This is a genomic window from Micromonospora sp. NBC_00389 (genome assembly GCF_036059255.1).
In the GTDB taxonomy this organism is placed as follows: Bacteria; Actinomycetota; Actinomycetes; order Mycobacteriales; family Micromonosporaceae; genus Micromonospora.
In genome coordinates this window covers 4,483,799-4,501,011 of the sequence record NZ_CP107947.1, presented here as the reverse complement: position 1 = coordinate 4,501,011, position 17,213 = coordinate 4,483,799, and the positions used below count along the sequence as shown (strand labels likewise).

General features: G+C 68.7%; 19 protein-coding genes and 1 pseudogene. 7 read left to right on the top strand and 13 right to left on the bottom strand.

Going from position 1 to position 17,213, the window contains the following annotated elements:
* Window positions 1-81 precede the first annotated feature (81 nt).
* Window positions 82-942: an RNA polymerase sigma-70 factor gene (locus OG470_RS21495; protein WP_328414864.1), complete on the bottom strand. Its 861-nt coding sequence runs from the start codon at window positions 940-942 to the stop codon at window positions 82-84.
* Between the two features lie 9 nt (window positions 943-951).
* Window positions 952-1,872, bottom strand: a complete 921-nt coding sequence (locus OG470_RS21490) for an NAD-dependent epimerase/dehydratase family protein (protein WP_328414862.1) — start codon at window positions 1,870-1,872, stop codon at window positions 952-954.
* Window positions 1,873-2,623: 751 nt separating this feature from the next.
* Between OG470_RS21490 and OG470_RS21485 the strand changes: the two genes are divergently transcribed.
* Window positions 2,624-3,004: a VOC family protein gene (locus OG470_RS21485; RefSeq protein WP_073837923.1), complete on the top strand. Its 381-nt coding sequence runs from the start codon at window positions 2,624-2,626 to the stop codon at window positions 3,002-3,004.
* A 402-nt stretch (window positions 3,005-3,406) separates the two neighbouring features.
* Here OG470_RS21485 and OG470_RS21480 read toward each other — a convergent pair whose 3' ends face one another.
* A complete protein-coding gene (locus tag OG470_RS21480; protein ID WP_442930925.1) occupies window positions 3,407-4,285 on the bottom strand; it encodes an IS5 family transposase in 879 nt (292 codons plus the stop codon).
* A 297-nt stretch (window positions 4,286-4,582) separates the two neighbouring features.
* On the opposite strand from OG470_RS21480, the gene OG470_RS21475 reads away from it, so the two are divergent.
* Both OG470_RS21475 and OG470_RS21470 read left to right on the top strand, forming a co-directional pair.
* Window positions 4,583-5,374 (top strand): hypothetical protein, encoded by a 792-nt coding sequence (locus tag OG470_RS21475; protein WP_328414858.1) that lies wholly within the window; start codon window positions 4,583-4,585, stop codon window positions 5,372-5,374.
* Window positions 5,371-5,868, top strand: a complete 498-nt coding sequence (locus tag OG470_RS21470; protein ID WP_328414856.1) for a DUF1877 family protein — start codon at window positions 5,371-5,373, stop codon at window positions 5,866-5,868. Before OG470_RS21475 ends, OG470_RS21470 begins: the two co-directional genes overlap by 4 nt.
* Window positions 5,869-5,960: 92 nt before the next feature.
* On the opposite strand, the gene OG470_RS21465 is transcribed toward OG470_RS21470, so the two are convergent.
* Window positions 5,961-6,826 (bottom strand): IS5 family transposase gene (locus tag OG470_RS21465; RefSeq protein WP_328426520.1). Its coding sequence is split into 2 segments (ribosomal slippage): window positions 5,961-6,493 and window positions 6,493-6,826, totalling 867 coding nucleotides; the frame shifts between segments, so codons are not numbered across the junction.
* A 147-nt stretch (window positions 6,827-6,973) separates the two neighbouring features.
* Between OG470_RS21465 and OG470_RS21460 the strand changes: the two are divergent.
* Together OG470_RS21460 and OG470_RS21455 are read left to right on the top strand one after the other, a co-directional pair.
* Window positions 6,974-7,204: pseudogene (locus tag OG470_RS21460) on the top strand (helix-turn-helix domain-containing protein); the annotation flags it as partial.
* Between the two features lie 472 nt (window positions 7,205-7,676).
* Window positions 7,677-8,855 (top strand): low temperature requirement protein A, encoded by a 1,179-nt coding sequence (locus OG470_RS21455; protein WP_328414854.1) that lies wholly within the window; start codon window positions 7,677-7,679, stop codon window positions 8,853-8,855.
* 56 nt (window positions 8,856-8,911) lie between these two features.
* On the opposite strand, the gene OG470_RS21450 is transcribed toward OG470_RS21455, so the two are convergent.
* Together OG470_RS21450 and OG470_RS21445 are read right to left on the bottom strand one after the other, a co-directional pair.
* The gene (locus OG470_RS21450; RefSeq protein WP_328414852.1) at window positions 8,912-9,106 is read right to left on the bottom strand and encodes a hypothetical protein; all 195 of its coding nucleotides are present in this window, start codon (window positions 9,104-9,106) and stop codon (window positions 8,912-8,914) included.
* A 219-nt stretch (window positions 9,107-9,325) separates the two neighbouring features.
* Entirely contained in the window at window positions 9,326-9,523 is a 198-nt protein-coding gene (locus OG470_RS21445) for a hypothetical protein (RefSeq protein ID WP_328414851.1), read from the bottom strand.
* A 233-nt stretch (window positions 9,524-9,756) separates the two neighbouring features.
* Between OG470_RS21445 and OG470_RS21440 the strand changes: the two genes are divergently transcribed.
* Window positions 9,757-10,017 (top strand): hypothetical protein, encoded by a 261-nt coding sequence (locus OG470_RS21440; RefSeq protein ID WP_328414849.1) that lies wholly within the window; start codon window positions 9,757-9,759, stop codon window positions 10,015-10,017.
* A gap of 624 nt (window positions 10,018-10,641) precedes the next feature.
* Here OG470_RS21440 and OG470_RS21435 read toward each other — a convergent pair.
* Together OG470_RS21435 and OG470_RS21430 are read right to left on the bottom strand one after the other, a co-directional pair.
* Window positions 10,642-11,613: a zinc-binding dehydrogenase gene (locus tag OG470_RS21435; protein WP_328414847.1), complete on the bottom strand. Its 972-nt coding sequence runs from the start codon at window positions 11,611-11,613 to the stop codon at window positions 10,642-10,644.
* Window positions 11,610-11,948, bottom strand: a complete 339-nt coding sequence (locus OG470_RS21430; RefSeq protein WP_328414845.1) for a hypothetical protein — start codon at window positions 11,946-11,948, stop codon at window positions 11,610-11,612. Before OG470_RS21430 ends, OG470_RS21435 begins: the two co-directional genes overlap by 4 nt.
* Before the next feature lie 65 nt (window positions 11,949-12,013).
* On the opposite strand from OG470_RS21430, the gene OG470_RS21425 reads away from it, so the two are divergent.
* Window positions 12,014-12,616 carry a TetR/AcrR family transcriptional regulator gene (locus OG470_RS21425; RefSeq protein ID WP_328414843.1) on the top strand — a complete coding sequence of 201 codons (603 nt, stop codon included), beginning with the start codon at window positions 12,014-12,016 and terminating at the stop codon, window positions 12,614-12,616.
* A gap of 299 nt (window positions 12,617-12,915) precedes the next feature.
* Here OG470_RS21425 and OG470_RS21420 read toward each other — a convergent pair whose 3' ends face one another.
* The 5 genes from OG470_RS21420 to OG470_RS21400 all read right to left on the bottom strand — a co-directional run bounded on the left by OG470_RS21420 (window position 12,916) and on the right by OG470_RS21400 (window position 17,168).
* The gene (locus OG470_RS21420; protein WP_328414841.1) at window positions 12,916-13,878 is read right to left on the bottom strand and encodes an alpha/beta hydrolase; all 963 of its coding nucleotides are present in this window, start codon (window positions 13,876-13,878) and stop codon (window positions 12,916-12,918) included.
* Window positions 13,879-13,990: 112 nt separating this feature from the next.
* Window positions 13,991-14,746, bottom strand: coding sequence for a helix-turn-helix domain-containing protein (locus OG470_RS21415; protein ID WP_328414839.1), 756 nt, complete (start codon window positions 14,744-14,746; stop codon window positions 13,991-13,993).
* A 272-nt stretch (window positions 14,747-15,018) separates the two neighbouring features.
* Window positions 15,019-15,588, bottom strand: coding sequence for a DUF1349 domain-containing protein (locus tag OG470_RS21410; RefSeq protein ID WP_328414838.1), 570 nt, complete (start codon window positions 15,586-15,588; stop codon window positions 15,019-15,021).
* A 180-nt stretch (window positions 15,589-15,768) separates the two neighbouring features.
* Window positions 15,769-16,647, bottom strand: a complete 879-nt coding sequence (locus OG470_RS21405) for an RNA polymerase sigma-70 factor (protein WP_328414836.1) — start codon at window positions 16,645-16,647, stop codon at window positions 15,769-15,771.
* Window positions 16,644-17,168: a carboxymuconolactone decarboxylase family protein gene (locus OG470_RS21400; protein WP_328426518.1), complete on the bottom strand. Its 525-nt coding sequence runs from the start codon at window positions 17,166-17,168 to the stop codon at window positions 16,644-16,646. The genes OG470_RS21405 and OG470_RS21400 overlap by 4 nt, the downstream gene beginning before the upstream one ends.
* Window positions 17,169-17,213: the final 45 nt, after the last annotated feature.

The following is a 17,213-nucleotide window of genomic DNA, read 5'->3' as shown; positions in this document are numbered from 1 at the left end:
GTGGCTGGCTGAATGGAACGGTGATCCGGAACTGTTCCGTTGAGGATCATCTTAGGTTCATGATCGACGGGGGAGGTGGGATCAGCGGGTTAGGCCTCGGAGCTTGTCCGGGTTGCCCTGCATGCGTACGCCGGTGATCCGCTCGCCGTCGAAGTCGAGGCAGATCGCCCCGGCCGGTTGCCCGTCGGCCAGGCCGAGGATGCCCGGCCCGCCGTTGATCTCGGTGATCACGAGCCGTGTGTTCTGCGTCTCCGGCTTGGCGAAGACCCCGAGCAGCCAGCGGGCGACGTTGTCGGCGCCTTCCAGCGGCCGGCGGGCCGCGGTCACCTTGCCACCGCCGTCCGACCAGCAGATCACCTTGGGCGCCAGGAGTTCCATCATCGCGTTCAGGTCGCCTCCGGCACAGGCCTTGCGGAACCGGTCCACTGCTTCTCGGCGTACGCCTTGGTCGACGTCGAAGCGAGGCCGGCGGGCCGCGACGTGCGCCCGCGCCCGGACCGCGGTCTGCCGCACCGCGACCTCGGACCTGTCCAGAATGGATGCGACCTCGGCGTGGTTGTAGCCGAAAACGTCGTGGAGCAGGAAGATCGCGCGTTCGGCGGGGGTGAGCGTCTCCAGGACGACGAGCATCGCCATCGAGATCGACTCGGCCATCTCGGCCTCCTGGCCCGCGTCGGGCGCGGTGAGCACCGGCTCGGGCAGCCACGGCCCGACATACGTCTCGCGGCGGGCGCGGGCCGAGGTGAGTTGGTTGAGCGAGAGGTTGGTGACGGTCTTGACCAGGTACGCCCGGGGGTTCGCGAGCTGGCCGCCGTCGACGTCGCGGCACCGCAGCCAGGCCTCCTGCAGGATGTCCTCGGCATCGGCGACGCTCCCCGTCATCCGGTACGCGACGTCGAAGAGCAGCCGCCGATGCTGAGCGAAGACCTGGCTATCGATCATGGGAACAGGCTAGACGTGACCGAGCGCCTGCGCCCGCAGCCCGTCCAGCACCGTCGCGTACGCGGGCTGCCACCCGAGCTCGCGGCGGGCCTTCTCGCTCGAGACCCGCATGGTGACGCCGAGCATCAGGTGCATGTAGGGCGCGACCGCCATCATCCACGTGGGCACGGTGAACGGCTTGGGCGTGCCGAAGGTCTCGGCGATCGCCCGGATCATCTCCCCGAAGCCCATGTGGTCATCGACGACGTTGTACGCCTCACCGGGCCGGCCGCGATCGATCGCCACGACGACGGCGGCGGCCGCGTCGGCCAGGTGCGTCCACGGCGAGAGGTGACCGTGGTCGTTGAACGCCGGCAGTTGTCGCTTCCGCAGCATGTGCACCATCGTCTCGGTGCCCCCCGGCCCGTAGAAGAAGCCGAATCGCAGTGAGATCGCCTCCAGCCCCGACTCCCGGGGCAAGCGCTCCTTCTCCCGCATGCCCTCCAGGTGCCGGTTGATGTTCGGGTCCGTCACGGACGCCCCGAACTCGTCGGCCTCGGTCAGAACGCGGTCGCCGAAGTCGCGGTAGCCGTAGCCGACGGCGACGTTCTCGCCGATGAAGCGGCGTACGCCCGCAAGTTTGGCCGCCTCGATCAGGTTTGCGGTCCCGGTGACCCGCAGGTCGTCGGTGCCGAACATGCCCTTGTGCGTCATCGGCGGCTTGCGCAACGCGGTCGCGGCGTGCACCACGACGTCGGCCTTGATCCCCTCGAACGCCCGCAGCAGTCCGTCGCGGTCGAGCAGGTCGGCGCGGATCTCGTTGCCCTCGCCGCGGCCCACGCCTAGCACGGTGTGCCCGGCGTCGGTCAGCGCCTCGCGGATGTGCCGGCCGAAAACACCACTGGCTCCGGCCACGATCACACTCTGGTTCTTCATCTCCGTCATGGCCATGGGACAAGGCGGCCTTCCGATCCGTGACATACCCGAGCGTGACCCCGGTCACTCGAGTCCTTCACTCCGGGCCTTGAATTCCAACAGTGAGAGGATCTTGTGGCAGCTCGATAGTCGTCTCGGTGCCGAGTTGGCGATGCAGGCTTGAAAACGCCCACGGGAAAGCTGTGGCGACGCCTCAGTCGGTGCACCTCTCGTCGGCATGATCGAGTGCACTGTCATCGGCAGATCCGTGCGCTCACGCTCCGCCGACCTGCCGCTAGGCCCCTTGCGGTGGGCGCGGAGAGCTTCATGACGGCCGACACCTACGGCCACGTTCTGCCGGCGAGGGCTCGTCAGGCTGCCTCGGCCATAGATCGGGTCCTCGGCCAGGAGCGGACGGCGTGACCGCTTGGCTGTACTCGGGACCGAGATCAACCAAGGAAAGTGCTGGTGGAGCCCAGGGGACTCGAACCCCTAACCCCTGCCTTGCAAAGGCGGCTCCACACAGTTGATGCTTGCTGATCAATGCCGACGACTGGTGTTGTCGTCCGGGACTTTGCTGTCCCGTACCAACGGTTGACGGCTGTTGTCGCGCGTCTCGCTGACTTCCTGCTGACTGACGACCGTCAGGGCTCAGCCCGACGGGCACCCTCGTCCAGCCCCGCTCGCCTCACCCGGTACGATCGCGAGCTTGTTCGCACTGCAGGGAGCCCATGATATCCGCGTGCGGCCGCCCCGGCAGTTCCCATGCTGAGAGCAGGTTTCGTCAATGGCATGCCGTATCGGTGAGCTCGTGCTCAAGTGCCGCGACCCCGAGGTGCTGGCGCGGTTCTGGTGCGAGGTCCTGGACTTCATAGTGCTCGATCGCGAAGAGGGGGTCTACATCGAGATAGGCCCGCGCGAAGGGTTCGGCGGCCCGCAGCCGACGATCTTCCTCATCCGCAACGACGAGCCGAAGAACGGGCATGCCCGGCTGCACATCGACGTCAACCCCACCGACCGCGATCAGGACGCCGAGCTCGAGCGCCTCCTGGCCGCCGGGGCCAAACTCGTCGACATCGGTCAGCCTGCGGATGCGTCCTGGCACGTCCTCGCCGATCCAGAAGGCAACGAGTTCTGCCTGCTCAAGCGCCGCCTCGACCCACTCTGACGGCCCTCGCCCAAACGATCGACGCAGCCGCCACCCCGCAGCCGCCGACAAGATCTGGCGACCCCATCAATAGCTGAGGGCCGGGTGGATGCTCGACCCGCCCCGTGTCGCATGCGTGTTGGTGAGGCATTGACCCAGCCAGCGGAACCTCGCCATCCCGTCGCCGTCGACCCGCCCTTGTGGGAGCGGGCCGCCGTCGGGGCCGCCACGTCAAGACGGCCTTGACGCACGGACGGACGCTGGCGGTCCCGGCGGCGGTCTGCTCGGCTCGCCCCGGGTCTTCGGCGGTGGGATGGCGCTACCGTAACCACCCACGGACCGCGACCCGCCGGCGGAGCCCCGGCCATCCTGGAGCCGGAGCGCCCCCGCCGGAGGCGCCCTAAGGCGCGTTTCATAAGCCGGTCAGAGCCACTCGGTGATGATCGTGATGGTGAGAACGGCTTGGAAGCGGACTGCCAGCTTGTCGTAGCGGGTGGCGACGCCGCGGTGGCGTTTGAGCCGGTTGATGCCGTTCTCCACGGCGTGGCGTAGCCGGTAGAGGTCCTTGTCGAACGCGGGTGGGCGGCCACCCTTGGAGCCTTTGGCCTTGCGATGGGCGTCCTGGTCGGTCTTGCTGGGGATGCAGGCCTGGATCCCGCGTGAGCGCAGATGACTGCGGTTGCCGCGGCTGGTGTAGGCCTTGTCGGCCAAGACCAGGTCGGGGCAGGTGCGGGGTCGACCCACGCCGAGGCGGGTCACATGGATGCGGCGCAGGACGGGGATGAACTGCGGGCTGTCACCACGGTGCCCGGCGGTCACGATCAGGGAGAGGACCTTCTGTCCCTGCTCGCAGGCCAGATGAGTCTTGGTGGTCAGCCCGCCGCGCGATCGGCCCAGCGCGTGATCGGCCGGCTCGTCGTGCACCCCGCCGGGCGGCTCCTTCTGCAGATGCCCGTCGGTGCGGGCTCCGGCGGCGTGCTGGTGGGCGCGGCTGGTCATCGAGTCCACGCTCACCGTCCAACCGATCCGGCCGGTCGCGTCGCCAGCGGCTTGCAGCGCGGACAGGATCTTGTCCCAGGTTCCGTCACGCTGCCAGCGGCGGAACAGGCCGTAGACGGTGGGCCAGGGCGCGTACTCGGACGGGACGTCACGCCACGGGGCACCGATCCGGATCCGCCACCGGATCCCGTCAATGAGCTGTCGTTTCTTCCACTTCGGCGGACGACCCGTCCTCGGCACGGCAGGCAGCAACGGAGCCAGAACAGCCCACTGCCCGTCGGTCAGGTCATGCCGCCTCGTCACCGCTACGCTGGGCACGAGGTCTCCGGTATGAAGTTCTTGCTTGGTCGCAGAACCAGTTACCGGAGACCTCTTCAGCTGTCGATCACCGCCACGCGGTGACTTCGATCAGACTCCACTTTTGAAACACGCCTTAGCCGCAACCCCGCGACCGCCGCCAGCTCGCCGACGCGGCCGGCGTGCGCTCCCCTACGCCGCGCGGTGCTGGCCGCGCGGCCCGGCCGGCTGCCAACCCCTGACCCCACCGATCACTGCCCAGTCGTTCTGCGGCGGCCCCTTGGGCTTCCGCTTCCCGCGCCCGTGGAAGTCACCCGCCTCGTTCCCGCCTCGGGCAACCTCACCGTCTGCGGGCAACAGTTCTGGCTCAGCCCTACCCGAGCCGGACTCCCGGTCACCCTCTGGGCCGACACCACCGTCGTTCACCTGCTCATCGACGGCGTCCGACTCAAGACCGTCCCGTCCCGGCTCACCCCCGCCCACCTGCGCCAACTCCTCGCCGACGGCGCCCAACCCGCCGGACCACCACCGATCACCACAGGCACCGTCCAAGCCGGCGCCCCGATTGAGGTCGAACGGCTCGTCAACGCCACCGGCCTGATCAGCCTCGCCGGCCGGCAACACCCCATCGGCTACCACTTCGCCGGCAGGCGCGTCACCGTCCGCCTCGACCGCGGCCTCATGCAGATCACCGCCGCCGGCGTCCTGCTGCGCAGCCTGCCCAACCCCCTCACAGCCGCCGAGACCGCCACGATTCGCGACGCCCGCCCCGCCGGACCCCCACCCACCCCAGCACCCGAACCGCTGCGGGTCCAACGCCGCGTCAGCAGCCGAGGAGCCCTCGTCATCGCCGGGCAACGCATCCACGTCGGCATCGCCCACGCCGGCCGCACTCTCGCTGTCGAAGCCGCCGACACCACCTTCCGCGTTTACGATGCCGACCAGCTGATCACCGAAGTGGCTCAATCCACCACCAAGGCCATCGCTAGATTCAAAGCCCGTAAACCAGAGCCCCCTCGACGGACAGCGGACAGAGCAGCGGGTCCACCCGCCGGTCCCACGCAGGGGTCAAGGCAAGGAGTAGCAGCTCAGTGAGCTTCCACATGCACCTGCGCGCCACGACCTCCAGGGAGGCCCCAGAGGATTTCTCGTCGCTGCTTGACTTCATGGGAGCCGCCTGGGAGGACCACCAGCAGGAGTACGCGGCTGGCATCGCCGATTCCATCGAAAAGGACTTCGGCCACGTCCACGAGCTCTACACCATGGGCGCGGACCAGGGCGACGCCACGATTGCCGCCAACACCCTGCCGATCTTCGGCGGCCGTCACATACACAGCCCGACAAAGGACCGACCGCCGTTCGTCATCCTCAACCCGGCCGAGGTGCGCGGGGTAGCGGAGTTCCTCCGGACCGTTTCGTTCGACGAGCGCTGGCAGGTCGCGGGGACGGAGCTCTCCAAGCCGTACATCGGGTGGGAGGACAAGAACGCCGCCAGGAACATCTTCCTCGGCTACCACAACGACCTGCGCACCTTTTACGGGCGGGCCGCGCTAGCGGGACATACCGTGATCAAAGCCTTTTGGTATTAGGCGCGTCAGGCAACGCGGCGCAGAACGAGCTAGCCGCTCGACACGCAACGGGACTACCCTCACACAAGATCGTCCAGGGCGTGTCCTGCCGATCATGGAAGCCAGATGATGGCGGCGATGAGGACGAGGCTGGCGCGGTAGAGAGATGCGCGTTTGGCGTAGCGGGTGGCCAGGTCACGCCATTGCTTGAACCGGTTGAAGCAGCGTTCCACGACGTTGCGCTTGCGGTAGATCGCCTTGTCGAAGGCTGGTGGCCGCCCGCCGTTGCTGCCCTTGGCGGCGCGGCGGGCGACCTGGTCGGATCGTTCGGGGATGACGTGCCGGATCCCGCGGTGACGCAACGCTCGGCGGGTCGAGTCGTGCGCGTAGCCCTTGTCCGCGATCAGCACCTCGGGACGTTTGCGGGGTCGACCCGGTCCGGGCTCGTTGACGCAGATCGCGTCCAGCAACGCCAACAGTTGAGGGTTGTCGCCGGCCTGGCCGGGAGTGAGCAGGATCGACAGCGGCCTGCCGCGTCCGTCGACGGCGAGGTGAATCTTCGTGCTCAGCCCGCCGCGGGATCGGCCGATGGCCTCGCCATCTTGCGTACCAGGCGTCGCCGCACGTGTTGCGGAGCCCCCTTTTTGCGGGCGCCAGCGGCATGCTGGTGCGCCCGCACGATCGACGAGTCCACGCTGATCGTCCACTGCACCGGTGTCCCGTCGTCATGCACCTGTGCCGCCGCGAGGATCCGATCCCACGTCCCGTCGGCCGTCCAGCGCCGCAGCCGCTCATGGCAGGTCTTCCACGGCCCATACCGTTCGGGCAGGTCACGCCACGGCGCACCGGTCCGCAGCTTCCACAAGATCCCGTTAACGACCTGACGGTGATCGCGCCACCGCCCCCGCGCACCGCCCGGCTCCGGCAGCAGCGGCGCGATCACCGCCCACGCTTCATCGGTCAACTCACCACGACGCACCACCGGCACATCGTCAACGATCAACCACTACAAGATCGGCAGGACACGCCCTAGCCGGACGTGTCACCCACGTCCCGAGACTGATCTGTCACGGACGTCCTGAGACCCGACATCGCCGGCAGCCCGGTGTCCAGTCTCGGGACCTGCATGACGCATCGGTATCAGGACCTACGTGACACTCCGCCGAGTGTGGTGGAGATGAGCGTGATGGAACAGCGGTATCGAGCCGTCCACGACGTGCTTGCCGGATCCACGGTCACGGACGTCGCCGAACGGTTCGGAGTCTCCCGCCAAGCGGTGCACCGCTGGCTGGCCTGGTATCAGGACGAGGGCCTGGAAGGGCTTGCCGACCGATCCAGCCGGCCGCGCTCCTCGCCCCCTGTTCTGGGCGGTTCATGATCGAAAAGTTCGGCATCCACCCCACGCCAACCGATGCACCACCTGACCAAGCAGCTCCATAACAGTCGGAATCCAGCCCCACCCAGGGCATTCGCCAGGACTTGTAGCCTGAGCCGTAAAAGATCGTCTAGCCGGACGTGTCACCCACGTCCCGAGACTGATCTGTCACAGACGTCCGGAGACCCGACATCGCCGGCAGCCAGCCTGTCTGATTGCAGAACCTGCGTGACAGTGCGCCGTGTGCTGGTGGAGTTTGCCGCGACGGAGCAGCGGAATCGCGTGGTGCTGGAAGTCCAGGCGGTGCGTCGACGACGGAGATCGCCCGAACCGCTGGGAACGTCTCGGCTGTGGACCGCTGGTGGACTGGCACCATATTAGGCGTCCGGGTCCGTATCGGCCGGTTGAGTAGGAAGATGCGCCTATGGGGCATATCTTGGGGATTCGGCGACCGGTGCCGATTGGCGAGGTCCAACGCACTACCCCGTTTGAGGTCTTCTTCGACCTGGTGTTCGCGTTCGCCTTCATCCGCGTGGCCACGTTCATGGCAGGGTCGCCGACGCCGCTCGTCCTGGTGCAGGGCCTGGTGTTCCTGATGCTGCTGTGGTGGCCCTTCACTACCTTCGCCTGGCTGGCCAACCGGGTCCGCGCCGACGTGGGCCTGGTCCGCGCCGGGCTGGTCGTGGTGATGGCCGCAATGTTCGTGGCCGGCTTGATCATCCCGTACGCGTGGGGGCACGGCAGGTGGACGGTGTCCGAAGCGCTGACGGTGGCGGTGGCGTACATCGTAATCCGGACCGTGTTTTACCTACTCAATTGGCACGTGGCCGTCGTTAACCCGCGAATCCCGGCGCCCGGCTTCCGCTATGCCATCCCAATCGCGGGGGGCTGGATTCCGCTGCTGCTCGGGGCGGTGCTCGGCGGGGCCACACAAACGCTGTTGTGGGCCGCAGCGTTCCTCATCGACTGCCTCGGTACCGCGTGCGTCTCGGTGTTCAGCAGAGAGCGATTTCGGTTGCGCAGTGCTAGCCACCTGTGCGACCGGCATGGCCTGTTACTGATTATCGCCCTGGGCGAGTCGCTGATCGCGGTGGGCGCCGGCGCCGGATCGGCGGTCACCCGCTGGCCGGTCCTGATCGCCGCACTGCTCGCCGTGGCCATTGCCACGGCCCTGTGGTGGCTGTACTTCGAGAACGCCGCCGCACCGGCCGGACAGGCCCTGGCGCGCCTCCCCGACCAGGACCGCGTCCGGCCTGCCATCAACGCCTACAGCCTGGCCCACTTCCCGCTCATCGCCGGGATCATCTACCTGGCCCTGGGCATCGAACTCGTCCTCGAGCACCTGGCCCACCACCCGTCGCAGCATCCTGCCGGGGCGCCGCTGGATTGGACCCCCACAGCAGCCCTGTTCGGCGGCCCGGTCGTCTACCTCATCGGCCGGGGCCTGTTCCTCCGTTTCACCGTCGGACACACCCCACGCGCCCAAATCGTCGCGGCCGGCATCATGCTCGCACTGCTTCCCGTCGCCCGGAGCCTGCCCGCCCTCGGCGCCTTCGGCGTGATCACCGCTGTCCTCGCCGCCCTCGTCTGCTACGAACGCATCATGTGGCAGCCGACCGCAGGTGCCAGATGATTACCCACCCACACCCCATACCGTGAAAGACCAGCAATATCCCCGAGCCTTGGCCATCAGTCAGCGACGGCGTCCGACTCAAGACCGTCCCGTCCCGGCTCACCCCCGGCCACCTGCACCAGTTCCTCGCCGACGACGGCGTCCCGGCCGGACCACCACCGATCGCCACCGGGCCCATCCAGGCCGGCGCCCCGATCGAGGTCGAACGGCTCGTCAACGCCACCGGCCTGATCGGCCTCGCCGGCTGGCAACACCCCGTCGGCTACCACTTCGCCGGCAGGCGTGTCACCGTCCGCCTCGACCGCGGCCTCATGCAGATCACCGCCGATGGTGTCCTGCTACGCAGCCTGCCCGACCCCCTCACCACGGCCGAGACCGCCCACATCCGCGACGCCCGCCCCGCCGGACCACCACCGCAGCCCGCGTCCCAGCCGCTGCGGGTCGAACGCCGCGTAAGCAGCCGCGGAGCCCTAGTCATCGCCGGTCAACGCATCCACGTCGGCGTCGCCCACGCTGGATCCACCCTCACCGTCGAAGCCGCCGACACCACCTTCCGCGTCCACAACGGCGACCAACTCCTCACCGAAGTCGCCCGCACCACTGCCAAGGACGTAGCCAGGTTCAAGGTCCGCAAACCCGAACCGCCACGACCCGGGCGCCCCCGACATCGATGTAGTCGCCACCTAGGCTCGCGGCATGGCGAAGGTCTTGATCACCGGGATGTCGGGCACCGGCAAGTCGACCCTGCTGCAAATCCTCGCCCCACAAGGACACCGCACCGTCGAATCCGACACCGACCAATGGAGCCACTGGGTGAGGTTGCCGGACGGATCCTCAGACTGGATCTGGCGCGAGCCGGCCATGACCGGTCTGCTCGCCGGTCACCACACCGGCAGCCTTCGTGGCCGGCTGCAAAAGCAACCAAGGCAAGTTCTATCCCCAGTTCGACCACATCGTCCTGCTCAGCGCCCCCGCCGACGTGCTGCTGGCCCGCATCGCCACCCGCACGAACAACCCCTACGGCAAGCGGCCCGAGGAACGCGCTGCCATCCTGCAGCACCTCGCCGACGTCGAACCCCGCCTGCGGGCCACCGCCACCGTCGAGATCGACACCTCGGCACCGATCGAGACGGTCGTCCAGCAACTCGAAGACCTCACCTGAGTCCGAGCCCGGGCCCCGTCCAACGGGCAACGCCCGGACAGCATCACACCGTTGACCGCATACACCGTCCCCTCGAATAATCACGGCGAGCAGCAAACCCAGGATTTCCTAGCCGGACGTGTCACCCACGTCCCGAGACCGATCTGTCACGGAGGTCCTGAGACCCGACATCGCCGGCAGGCCGGTGTCCTGTCACGGGACACGCTTGACGCTCACGTCCCACCTGATGCCCGACATGATCCTCAGAGGGCGCCGCGGAAGCCTTCACGGTCCGCGACACGGGCGCGCATCGCGGCATGGCCGAATCGCCGGCGATGGGCTGCCACGCCCCGTAGCGATCGGATCGCGGCAGTTGCGGACGTTCCACTCGCTCGCATGCAGTCGAGTCGCACTGCTCGACGGGCGCAGAGGCATGCCGATTGCTAGATCAGTGGGCGATCCAGGTGACCAACTGGCTCTCTGTGCGCGGCTATGAGCACGCCATGCGATGCGGCGGGAGACACTCGGACGATGACCGGCATGCCCCCGGAGACGATGTATCACCGATCGCTGGGCTGGCACGCCGCTGCTCGCCCTAGGTGGAGGAACACTGTCGCGTTCGCCGTTAACAAGGGCCGTCTGCCGTCACGGGGCTAACAGCACCTTGCCGCGCAGGGTGCCGGCCGCAAGCAGGCGATGGGCCTCCGCGGTCGCGTCTAGTGGCACGCACGCGGCGACCACAGGGCGCAGCCGGCCAGCGGCCAGCGCCGCGACGAGCGCTGCGGTGGCGGTGTTGAGGCGACGCGGATTCCTCCGCGCGGCGACGCTGAGCCGGTAGAAAGCCGCGCGACGGCCGTTGGGTAGCGCGTCCCACAGCCGCCGCCGGGCGAGCCCGCCTAGCGGCGACGCGCCGTCGGCCAGGAAGCCGTAGGCCACCAGCCGCCCACCGGGCCGCAGCGCCCGGAACGACCGCCGGACGTGGGCGCCGCCAACAGGGTCGAGCACGACGTCGGCACGCATCCGGTCCCACCCGGAGCGGTCCACATGCGACGCACCGAACGATTGGACGAGCCGCCGGTCCGCGGGCCGCGCGACGCCGTACGTCTCCGCGCCGAGCAGCCGACCGACGTCCAGCACGGCCGTGCCCACGGCGCCGGCGGCTCCATGTACCAGCACCCGCTCGCCGGGCCGCACCCGCGCGGCGTGATGCAGCATCTCGTAGGCGGTGAGGTAGTTGAGCGGTAGGCATGCCGCCGCGGCCGTATCGACGCCGTCGGGCACCGCCACCAGTCCAGACTCCGGCACGACGACGTGGCTGGCATGGCCGCCGGTAAGGGTCAGCGCGAGGGCGCGCCGACCGGCCCACGACGGCTCCGCGCCGGGCCCGCACGCGTCAACTATGCCCGTCGCGTCCCAGCCAGCGACGAACGGAGGCCGGGGCGCCGGGCCGGGATAGCACCCGGCCCGCATGAGCAGGTCGGCGCGCGCCAGCCCGGCCGCGAGCACACGCAGCCGTACTTGGCCGGGGCCCGGCTCCGGCGCGGCGTCGGTGACGACGCGCAGGACCTCCGGGCCACCGACGTGTTCGACGACCACGCGGCGGCGCGCGGTGGTCACGGCGAGCCGGCCGACGACCGGAGGCGGAGGAACGCCGCGCCCATGGCGACGGCCGCGACCGCCCCGACCAGGCTGCCGATGCCGATCCGGCCCTGGACCGCGTACGACGCTACGGCGGTGATGAGCACGCCGGCCGCGAAGCAGAATGCGGCTAGCAGCGCCGTGCGCGCGTGGCGCGCAGGCAGGGCGGCGGCCGCCAGCAGGGTCGCGGAGAGCAGCAGGTCGGGCACGAGGAAGAGGTTGTCGGCGGTCCAGTTCGGCACGAGGAAGGCAAGCGTGCCGGCGCTGATGGCGACGGCGGTGATCCGGCCGAGGCGAAGAAGCGTAGGGCTCATGTCTACATGGTAGACATGAGATACCGCTGCTGTCTACGGTGTAGACGAGGCGTTAGGATAGGCGGGTGCAACGCCGCCTAACCCCTGAGCTGATCACCGCCGCGGCGCTTCGAGTCGGCGATGCCGAGGGCCCCAAGGCGATGACCATGCGACGTATCGCCGCCGAACTCGGCTGCGACCCGATGGCCCTCTACCGGCACTTTCCCGACCGCACCGCACTGCTCGACTCGGTCGCCGACCTCGCCCTCGCCGACGTCACCGTGCCCCCCGGCGCATGGGACGAGCGGGTACGCGGCATCCTGTCCGCGGTGCGCGAGGCCGCCTTCCGGCACCCCGGCATCGCCGCTCACGTCGCCGCCCGTCCGCCCCTGCAGGACAACGGCCTCCGCCTCGCCGCCGCCCTGACGGCCGCACTCGCCGAGGCCGGGCTCTCGCCCGCCGACGTCGTCCGAGCGACACAGGCCCTGATCGCGTACGTCGCGGCGGCTCTCGCGATGAGCATCGCCGCCGGCGAGCCGGACGCCCGCTGGCGCCAGCTCGGCGAGATGTTCTCGACGCTGCCAGGCGCCCCGCCGGGTGCCGAACTGCCGGTAACAGGCTCGGCCGAGCAATTCGCATACGGCCTGCGCCTGCTGCTGAACGGCATCCGGGCGGAGGCGGCGGCCTAGGCCCTTGCGCGGCGCCGGCCGAGGCCGGGCAGCACATCGCCGTAACCAACACGAGGATGTAGTTGAGGTGCTACCTGGCCTGCCCGACCCTGTTCCGGGATTCCTGGTTCCGGGGCCAACCCTCGACGAGCGCGCACTGGTGCGTCGGCACGTCGGTGAAGAACCGCCAGTGATCGTTGCCTTCGACGTCGACGCACCGACCGGGGATGATCTTCTTACCTGTCTCGTCGCAGCAGGATCGATTGAGGTGGCACGAGGCCTGGCCTACCGCTACTGGCGTGACAACCTCTAAGGGTTGGTCATCCTCGCGAAGCCGGGTGTAGATGGCTACGCAGGAAGGTGAGGATTTCGCGTCGCGCTGGCCGGGCGGCCGGCACCAGACCGGGGATGCTCAGGAAGGTGTGGGTGGCCCTCGGGTAGCAGGTCAGGTGAGCGTCGGTGCCGTCTTCGCGGAGTCGTTCGACGTAGCGGCGTCCATGGTCGGCCAGCGGATCCAGCGCGGCCGTGACGACCAGTGCCGATGGCAGCCCGGCGAGGCTGTCGAACGTGAGGGGCGACACGCCGCGAGCGTCGAGGCCCGGTGGGACGCTCAGCTTGCGGGCTGCGCGCAACCGGGACAGCGGCAGGGTGGGATTGTCGGCGTTCTCGTCAATCGACGAGTACTCGGTCATGGTCTCGGTCCAGTCCGTGACGGGGTAGTTCAGCACCTGGGCAAGGAGCGGTGGGCCGTCCTTGCCGGCGCGCAAGGCGATGAGCGCGGCGATCGTGCCGCCGGCGCTCTCGCCCATGACCGCGACAGCGCCGGGATCGACGCCCCAATCGGCGGCGTCTTCGACGAGCCGGACGAGGGTGTCGAAGCCGTCTTCGATCGGCTGGGGCAGCGGGTGCTCCGGGGCGAGGCGGTACTCCACCGATACGACCACCGCGGGGCACCGGACCGCGAGGTGGCTGTTGAGCCAGTCGTTCTGTGTTGCGGTCCCCGCGATGAAGCCTCCACCATGAAACGACACGATCAGCGGCAGTTTCCGACCTGCGTCCTTCGGTCGGTGTACGCGCAGCATCAGGCGGCGGCCAGGAAGATCGATCCTGGTCTCCTTGATGTGCGCGCGGCGGTCGGGCAAGCCAGTGACGATCCGGGCGGCACGGGACAATGCTGCCCGATTGGTCTTCTCACGCGCGGTGATCACCTGATCGTCGCTCAGGGCCTCCCAGTCCTGGGTGTCCCTGAGGATGCGGGTACCTAGTGGAGCCTTGCTTCTCATGTGTCCTCCGCGGTGCAACGACGCTATGAACCCACTGTCACAGCCACGGCCCGCCGGTGGATTGGACGAATGTTCCCGGGCCGTCAGCCACGGACTCCGATCGAGTGCTGCGTCACGGCCGGGCAGACCACGCGACATCGTCGACGGCGAGGAACGGCGCGCTCGCCACCGCCCCAGGCGTCACCCCGGTGAAGGTCATGACGTCGCGATGAAGGTGGGACTGGTCCGCGTAACCGCTATCCACCGCCACCGCGGCGGCGGTGTGACCAGCGGCGAGGCGATGGGCCGCGTGATCGAACCGGATGAGCTGGGCGGCGCGCTTGGGGGTGATGCCGATCTGCAACCGGAACCGTGACCACAACCGTTTGCGGCTCCATCCGACCTCAGCGGCCAACCGCTCGACCCGTGTCTGCCCCCGGCCGTTCACCATCCGTCCCCAACAGAACGCGACTTCCGGATCGACCGCGTGGCCCGCGCCGTGACGCCGGGCCAACGCGACCTCCACGATCGCGAACCGGTCTTCCCACGACTTGGCGGCGCGCAGCCGCTCCTGGGTCCGCACGGCGTCGCCTCCCCAGAGGTCGTCGAGGTTGAGTACCGCCCCGCTCAGCTCCGACGCAGCACCTAGGACCATGTGTGCGATCACGGGCGACATCCGCACCTGAAGGCACGTGAAGCTGCCAGCCTGGCCCTGCCCTCGAGCGCGGTTAGGCGCCAGTCCGGCGACGACACACCCTCGTTGTTCCCGCCCATTGCCGTCATCGACGACCAGAGCCCGGTCGCCGAGGTCGAAGACCATCATGACGGCCGGATGCGGCACCACCTCAACGTCGACGAAGCTGTTGGCCCGATCGCTGAACCCCGCCATGGTGGTGCCCGCCAGCCGACTCGGCCGCATCGGGACCGCGATGTCCCACGTAGGTACACTGACGCGAACCGTCCCCGTAGAACGCACGTCACGATCGTACGCGTCATCGCAGACGGCTCCGGGTCAGTGCATCCGCACATCGGCATGAGCGGATGCTCAGCTGCGGGTCAAGGGCCACCGTCCGTAGCAAGCTGGCTCACGGGTATGGCGTGAGGCCACGTTGACGACGGGCACAAGCCCATCTCGCTTCTCGCGTCACGAGCGTGCCCGAACTACTCGAGGTTTTCCCGTGAGATCGGCGGCCCGATCCGAAGGTCCCGGAATGTAGCTCGCAGACCGGCACGCTCCGGCGAGCAGCACATGATGCCGACGTCCACAGTGGCGGGAAGGTCGAGATAACCAAGGCGCAACAACTGCCAGGGACCGTCGCCGCTGCGGCAGTGCACGGTCACTGCGGCGCCGAAGCGGGTGACTCGCATCGAGACCTCGCTGGGAACCCCCGCGATCGGCGCCATCGACACGTCTGAGAAATCACGTGTGAAGACCGTGCTGATCTGCACAGCGTCCGACGTGACCTCCAAGCCGGCCTTCAGCCAGTTGCGCTCGTCGGCTCGGATCATCATGCCGGCCTGGTCGAACCGTGTCGTATGCGTGGCAGACACGATGACCTCGGCAGTGAAGTCACCAGTCGTCGGCTGGTAGAAGAAGTGCCCGTTGTCGGTGGTCCAGCCGTAGAACGTCTCGCGCCAGAAATCGGTCCTCAGTTCCGTGACTGCGCGGAGGACGCCGTCCTCCAGTGACCAGTCACGCGGCTCGTTCAACCACGACATGTTCTTCAGCACGGCGGAGAGCGTAATCGTCAGGCGGCCCCCGCGCAGACCCTTACGACGCCGTCCAATCTCGAAGGACGCTCAGCACGGCACATCCGGTCATCGGCATGTGCGCATGCTGGCCGAGTCGGCACGTCGTGACGCTGCGTAGCGCGCGGATCGCGGCAGATGCGAGCATGCGTAAGCCTGGACTCACCGTCGAAGCTCGGCCACCTCGCCCAGCCGCTCGAGCTTGTGCGGGTTGCGGATCGCGTAGATCTGGGTGATCCGGCCGTCCTCGATGACGAACGACACGGCCGTGTCGGTCTCGCCGCCGGGGTCGATGCGCGCCGCGATGCCGCCGTTGAGGTCGACGATGAAAGCCCTGGCGCCGGGCGCGACCTCGGCAAAGCGGGCCATCACCGGGGCGAGCTTCGCGGCCCCGCGGACCGGCTTCGGGATTGTCGGGGCCAGGCCGCCGCCGTCGCCCACGACGAGCACGTCGGGAGCCAGCACTTCGAGCAGGCCGGGCACGTCGCCGGTGGTCAACGCGGCGAGGAACCGCTCGACCACCCGCTCCTGCTCGGTGCGGCTCACCGACATCCGCGGCCGGCGCGCCGCCACGTGCTTGCGGGCCCGCGTCGCGATCTGGCGCACCGCCGCCGGCGACTTGTCCAGCGCCTCGGCGATCTCGTCGTACGGCACGTCGAAGACCTCGCGGAGCACGAAGACCGCGCGCTCCGTCGGTAGCAGCGTCTCGAGTACCGCCAGCATGGCGATCGACACGCTCTCCGCGAGCTCGACGTCCTCGGCGACGTCCGGGCTGGTCAGCACGGGCTCGGGCAGCCACTCGCCCACGTACTCCTCGCGCTGCCGCGCGAGCGTGCGCAGCCGGTTGAGGCAGAGCCGGGTCACGATCCGCACGAGGTACGCCCGGGGGTCCCGGACCTCGCAGCGTTCGGCCCCGACCGAGGCTGCCCACCGCAGCCAGGTCTCCTGCACCACGTCCTCGGCGTCGGCGACCGAGCCGAGCATCTCGTAGGCAACGGTGAACAGCAGGCTGCGGTGGGCGACGAAGGGGTCCTCGCTCATGACGCGGACGCTACTCCCGGTCGCTCGGCCAGCGGCTTTAAGCCACACGTGGCGGCGAAGCCGTCGGACTCGATGCCGAGCGCCACGTTGCCACGCGTGCTCATGTTCGCGAATGCGATCACCGAGGTGAGCTCGACCACGGCGGGAGGTCCCAGCTCGGCGTGCAGCCGGTCCACCAGCTCGTCGGTCACGGTCGGCGGTGTCTGGCTCATCGCCTCGGCGTACTCCAGGACGTCCCTCTCCAGCGGAGTGAAGACGTCCGCCTCCCGCCACCGCGGGATCTCGCGCGCCTTCTCCACGTCGAGCCCCTTGTTGCGGGTCTCGAAGTAGTTGAAGTCCAGGCACCATGTGCAGCCGACTAGCGACGCGACCGCCATGTGGGCGAACGACTTCAGGCGCTCGTCGCAGGCGTCCCACTTCTGCAGCTTGCCGCCGAAGCCGAAGCTGGCGAACAGCACCTTGGGGTTGTGCCAGTAGACGCCCACCGCCGTCGGCACCTTACCCAGTTTCTTCTCGATCATCCGCTTGATCAGCGCTCCCTTGACGCCGGTGATCTCGGCCGGGGG

Coding starts and splice junctions, on each gene's coding strand:
- OG470_RS21445 (WP_328414851.1), bottom strand. CDS start 9,523: ATGTCGGGGGCGCCCGGGTCGTGGCGGTTCGGGTTTGCGGACCTTGAA.
- OG470_RS21420 (WP_328414841.1), bottom strand. CDS start 13,878: ATGAGAAGCAAGGCTCCACTAGGTACCCGCATCCTCAGGGACACCCAG.
- OG470_RS21490 (WP_328414862.1), bottom strand. CDS start 1,872: ATGGCCATGACGGAGATGAAGAACCAGAGTGTGATCGTGGCCGGAGCC.
- OG470_RS21495 (WP_328414864.1), bottom strand. CDS start 942: ATGATCGATAGCCAGGTCTTCGCTCAGCATCGGCGGCTGCTCTTCGAC.
- OG470_RS21400 (WP_328426518.1), bottom strand. CDS start 17,168: ATGATCGAGAAGAAACTGGGTAAGGTGCCGACGGCGGTGGGCGTCTAC.
- OG470_RS21405 (WP_328414836.1), bottom strand. CDS start 16,647: ATGAGCGAGGACCCCTTCGTCGCCCACCGCAGCCTGCTGTTCACCGTT.
- OG470_RS21485 (WP_073837923.1), top strand. CDS start 2,624: ATGGCATGCCGTATCGGTGAGCTCGTGCTCAAGTGCCGCGACCCCGAG.
- OG470_RS21415 (WP_328414839.1), bottom strand. CDS start 14,746: ATGGCGGGGTTCAGCGATCGGGCCAACAGCTTCGTCGACGTTGAGGTG.
- OG470_RS21430 (WP_328414845.1), bottom strand. CDS start 11,948: ATGAGCCCTACGCTTCTTCGCCTCGGCCGGATCACCGCCGTCGCCATC.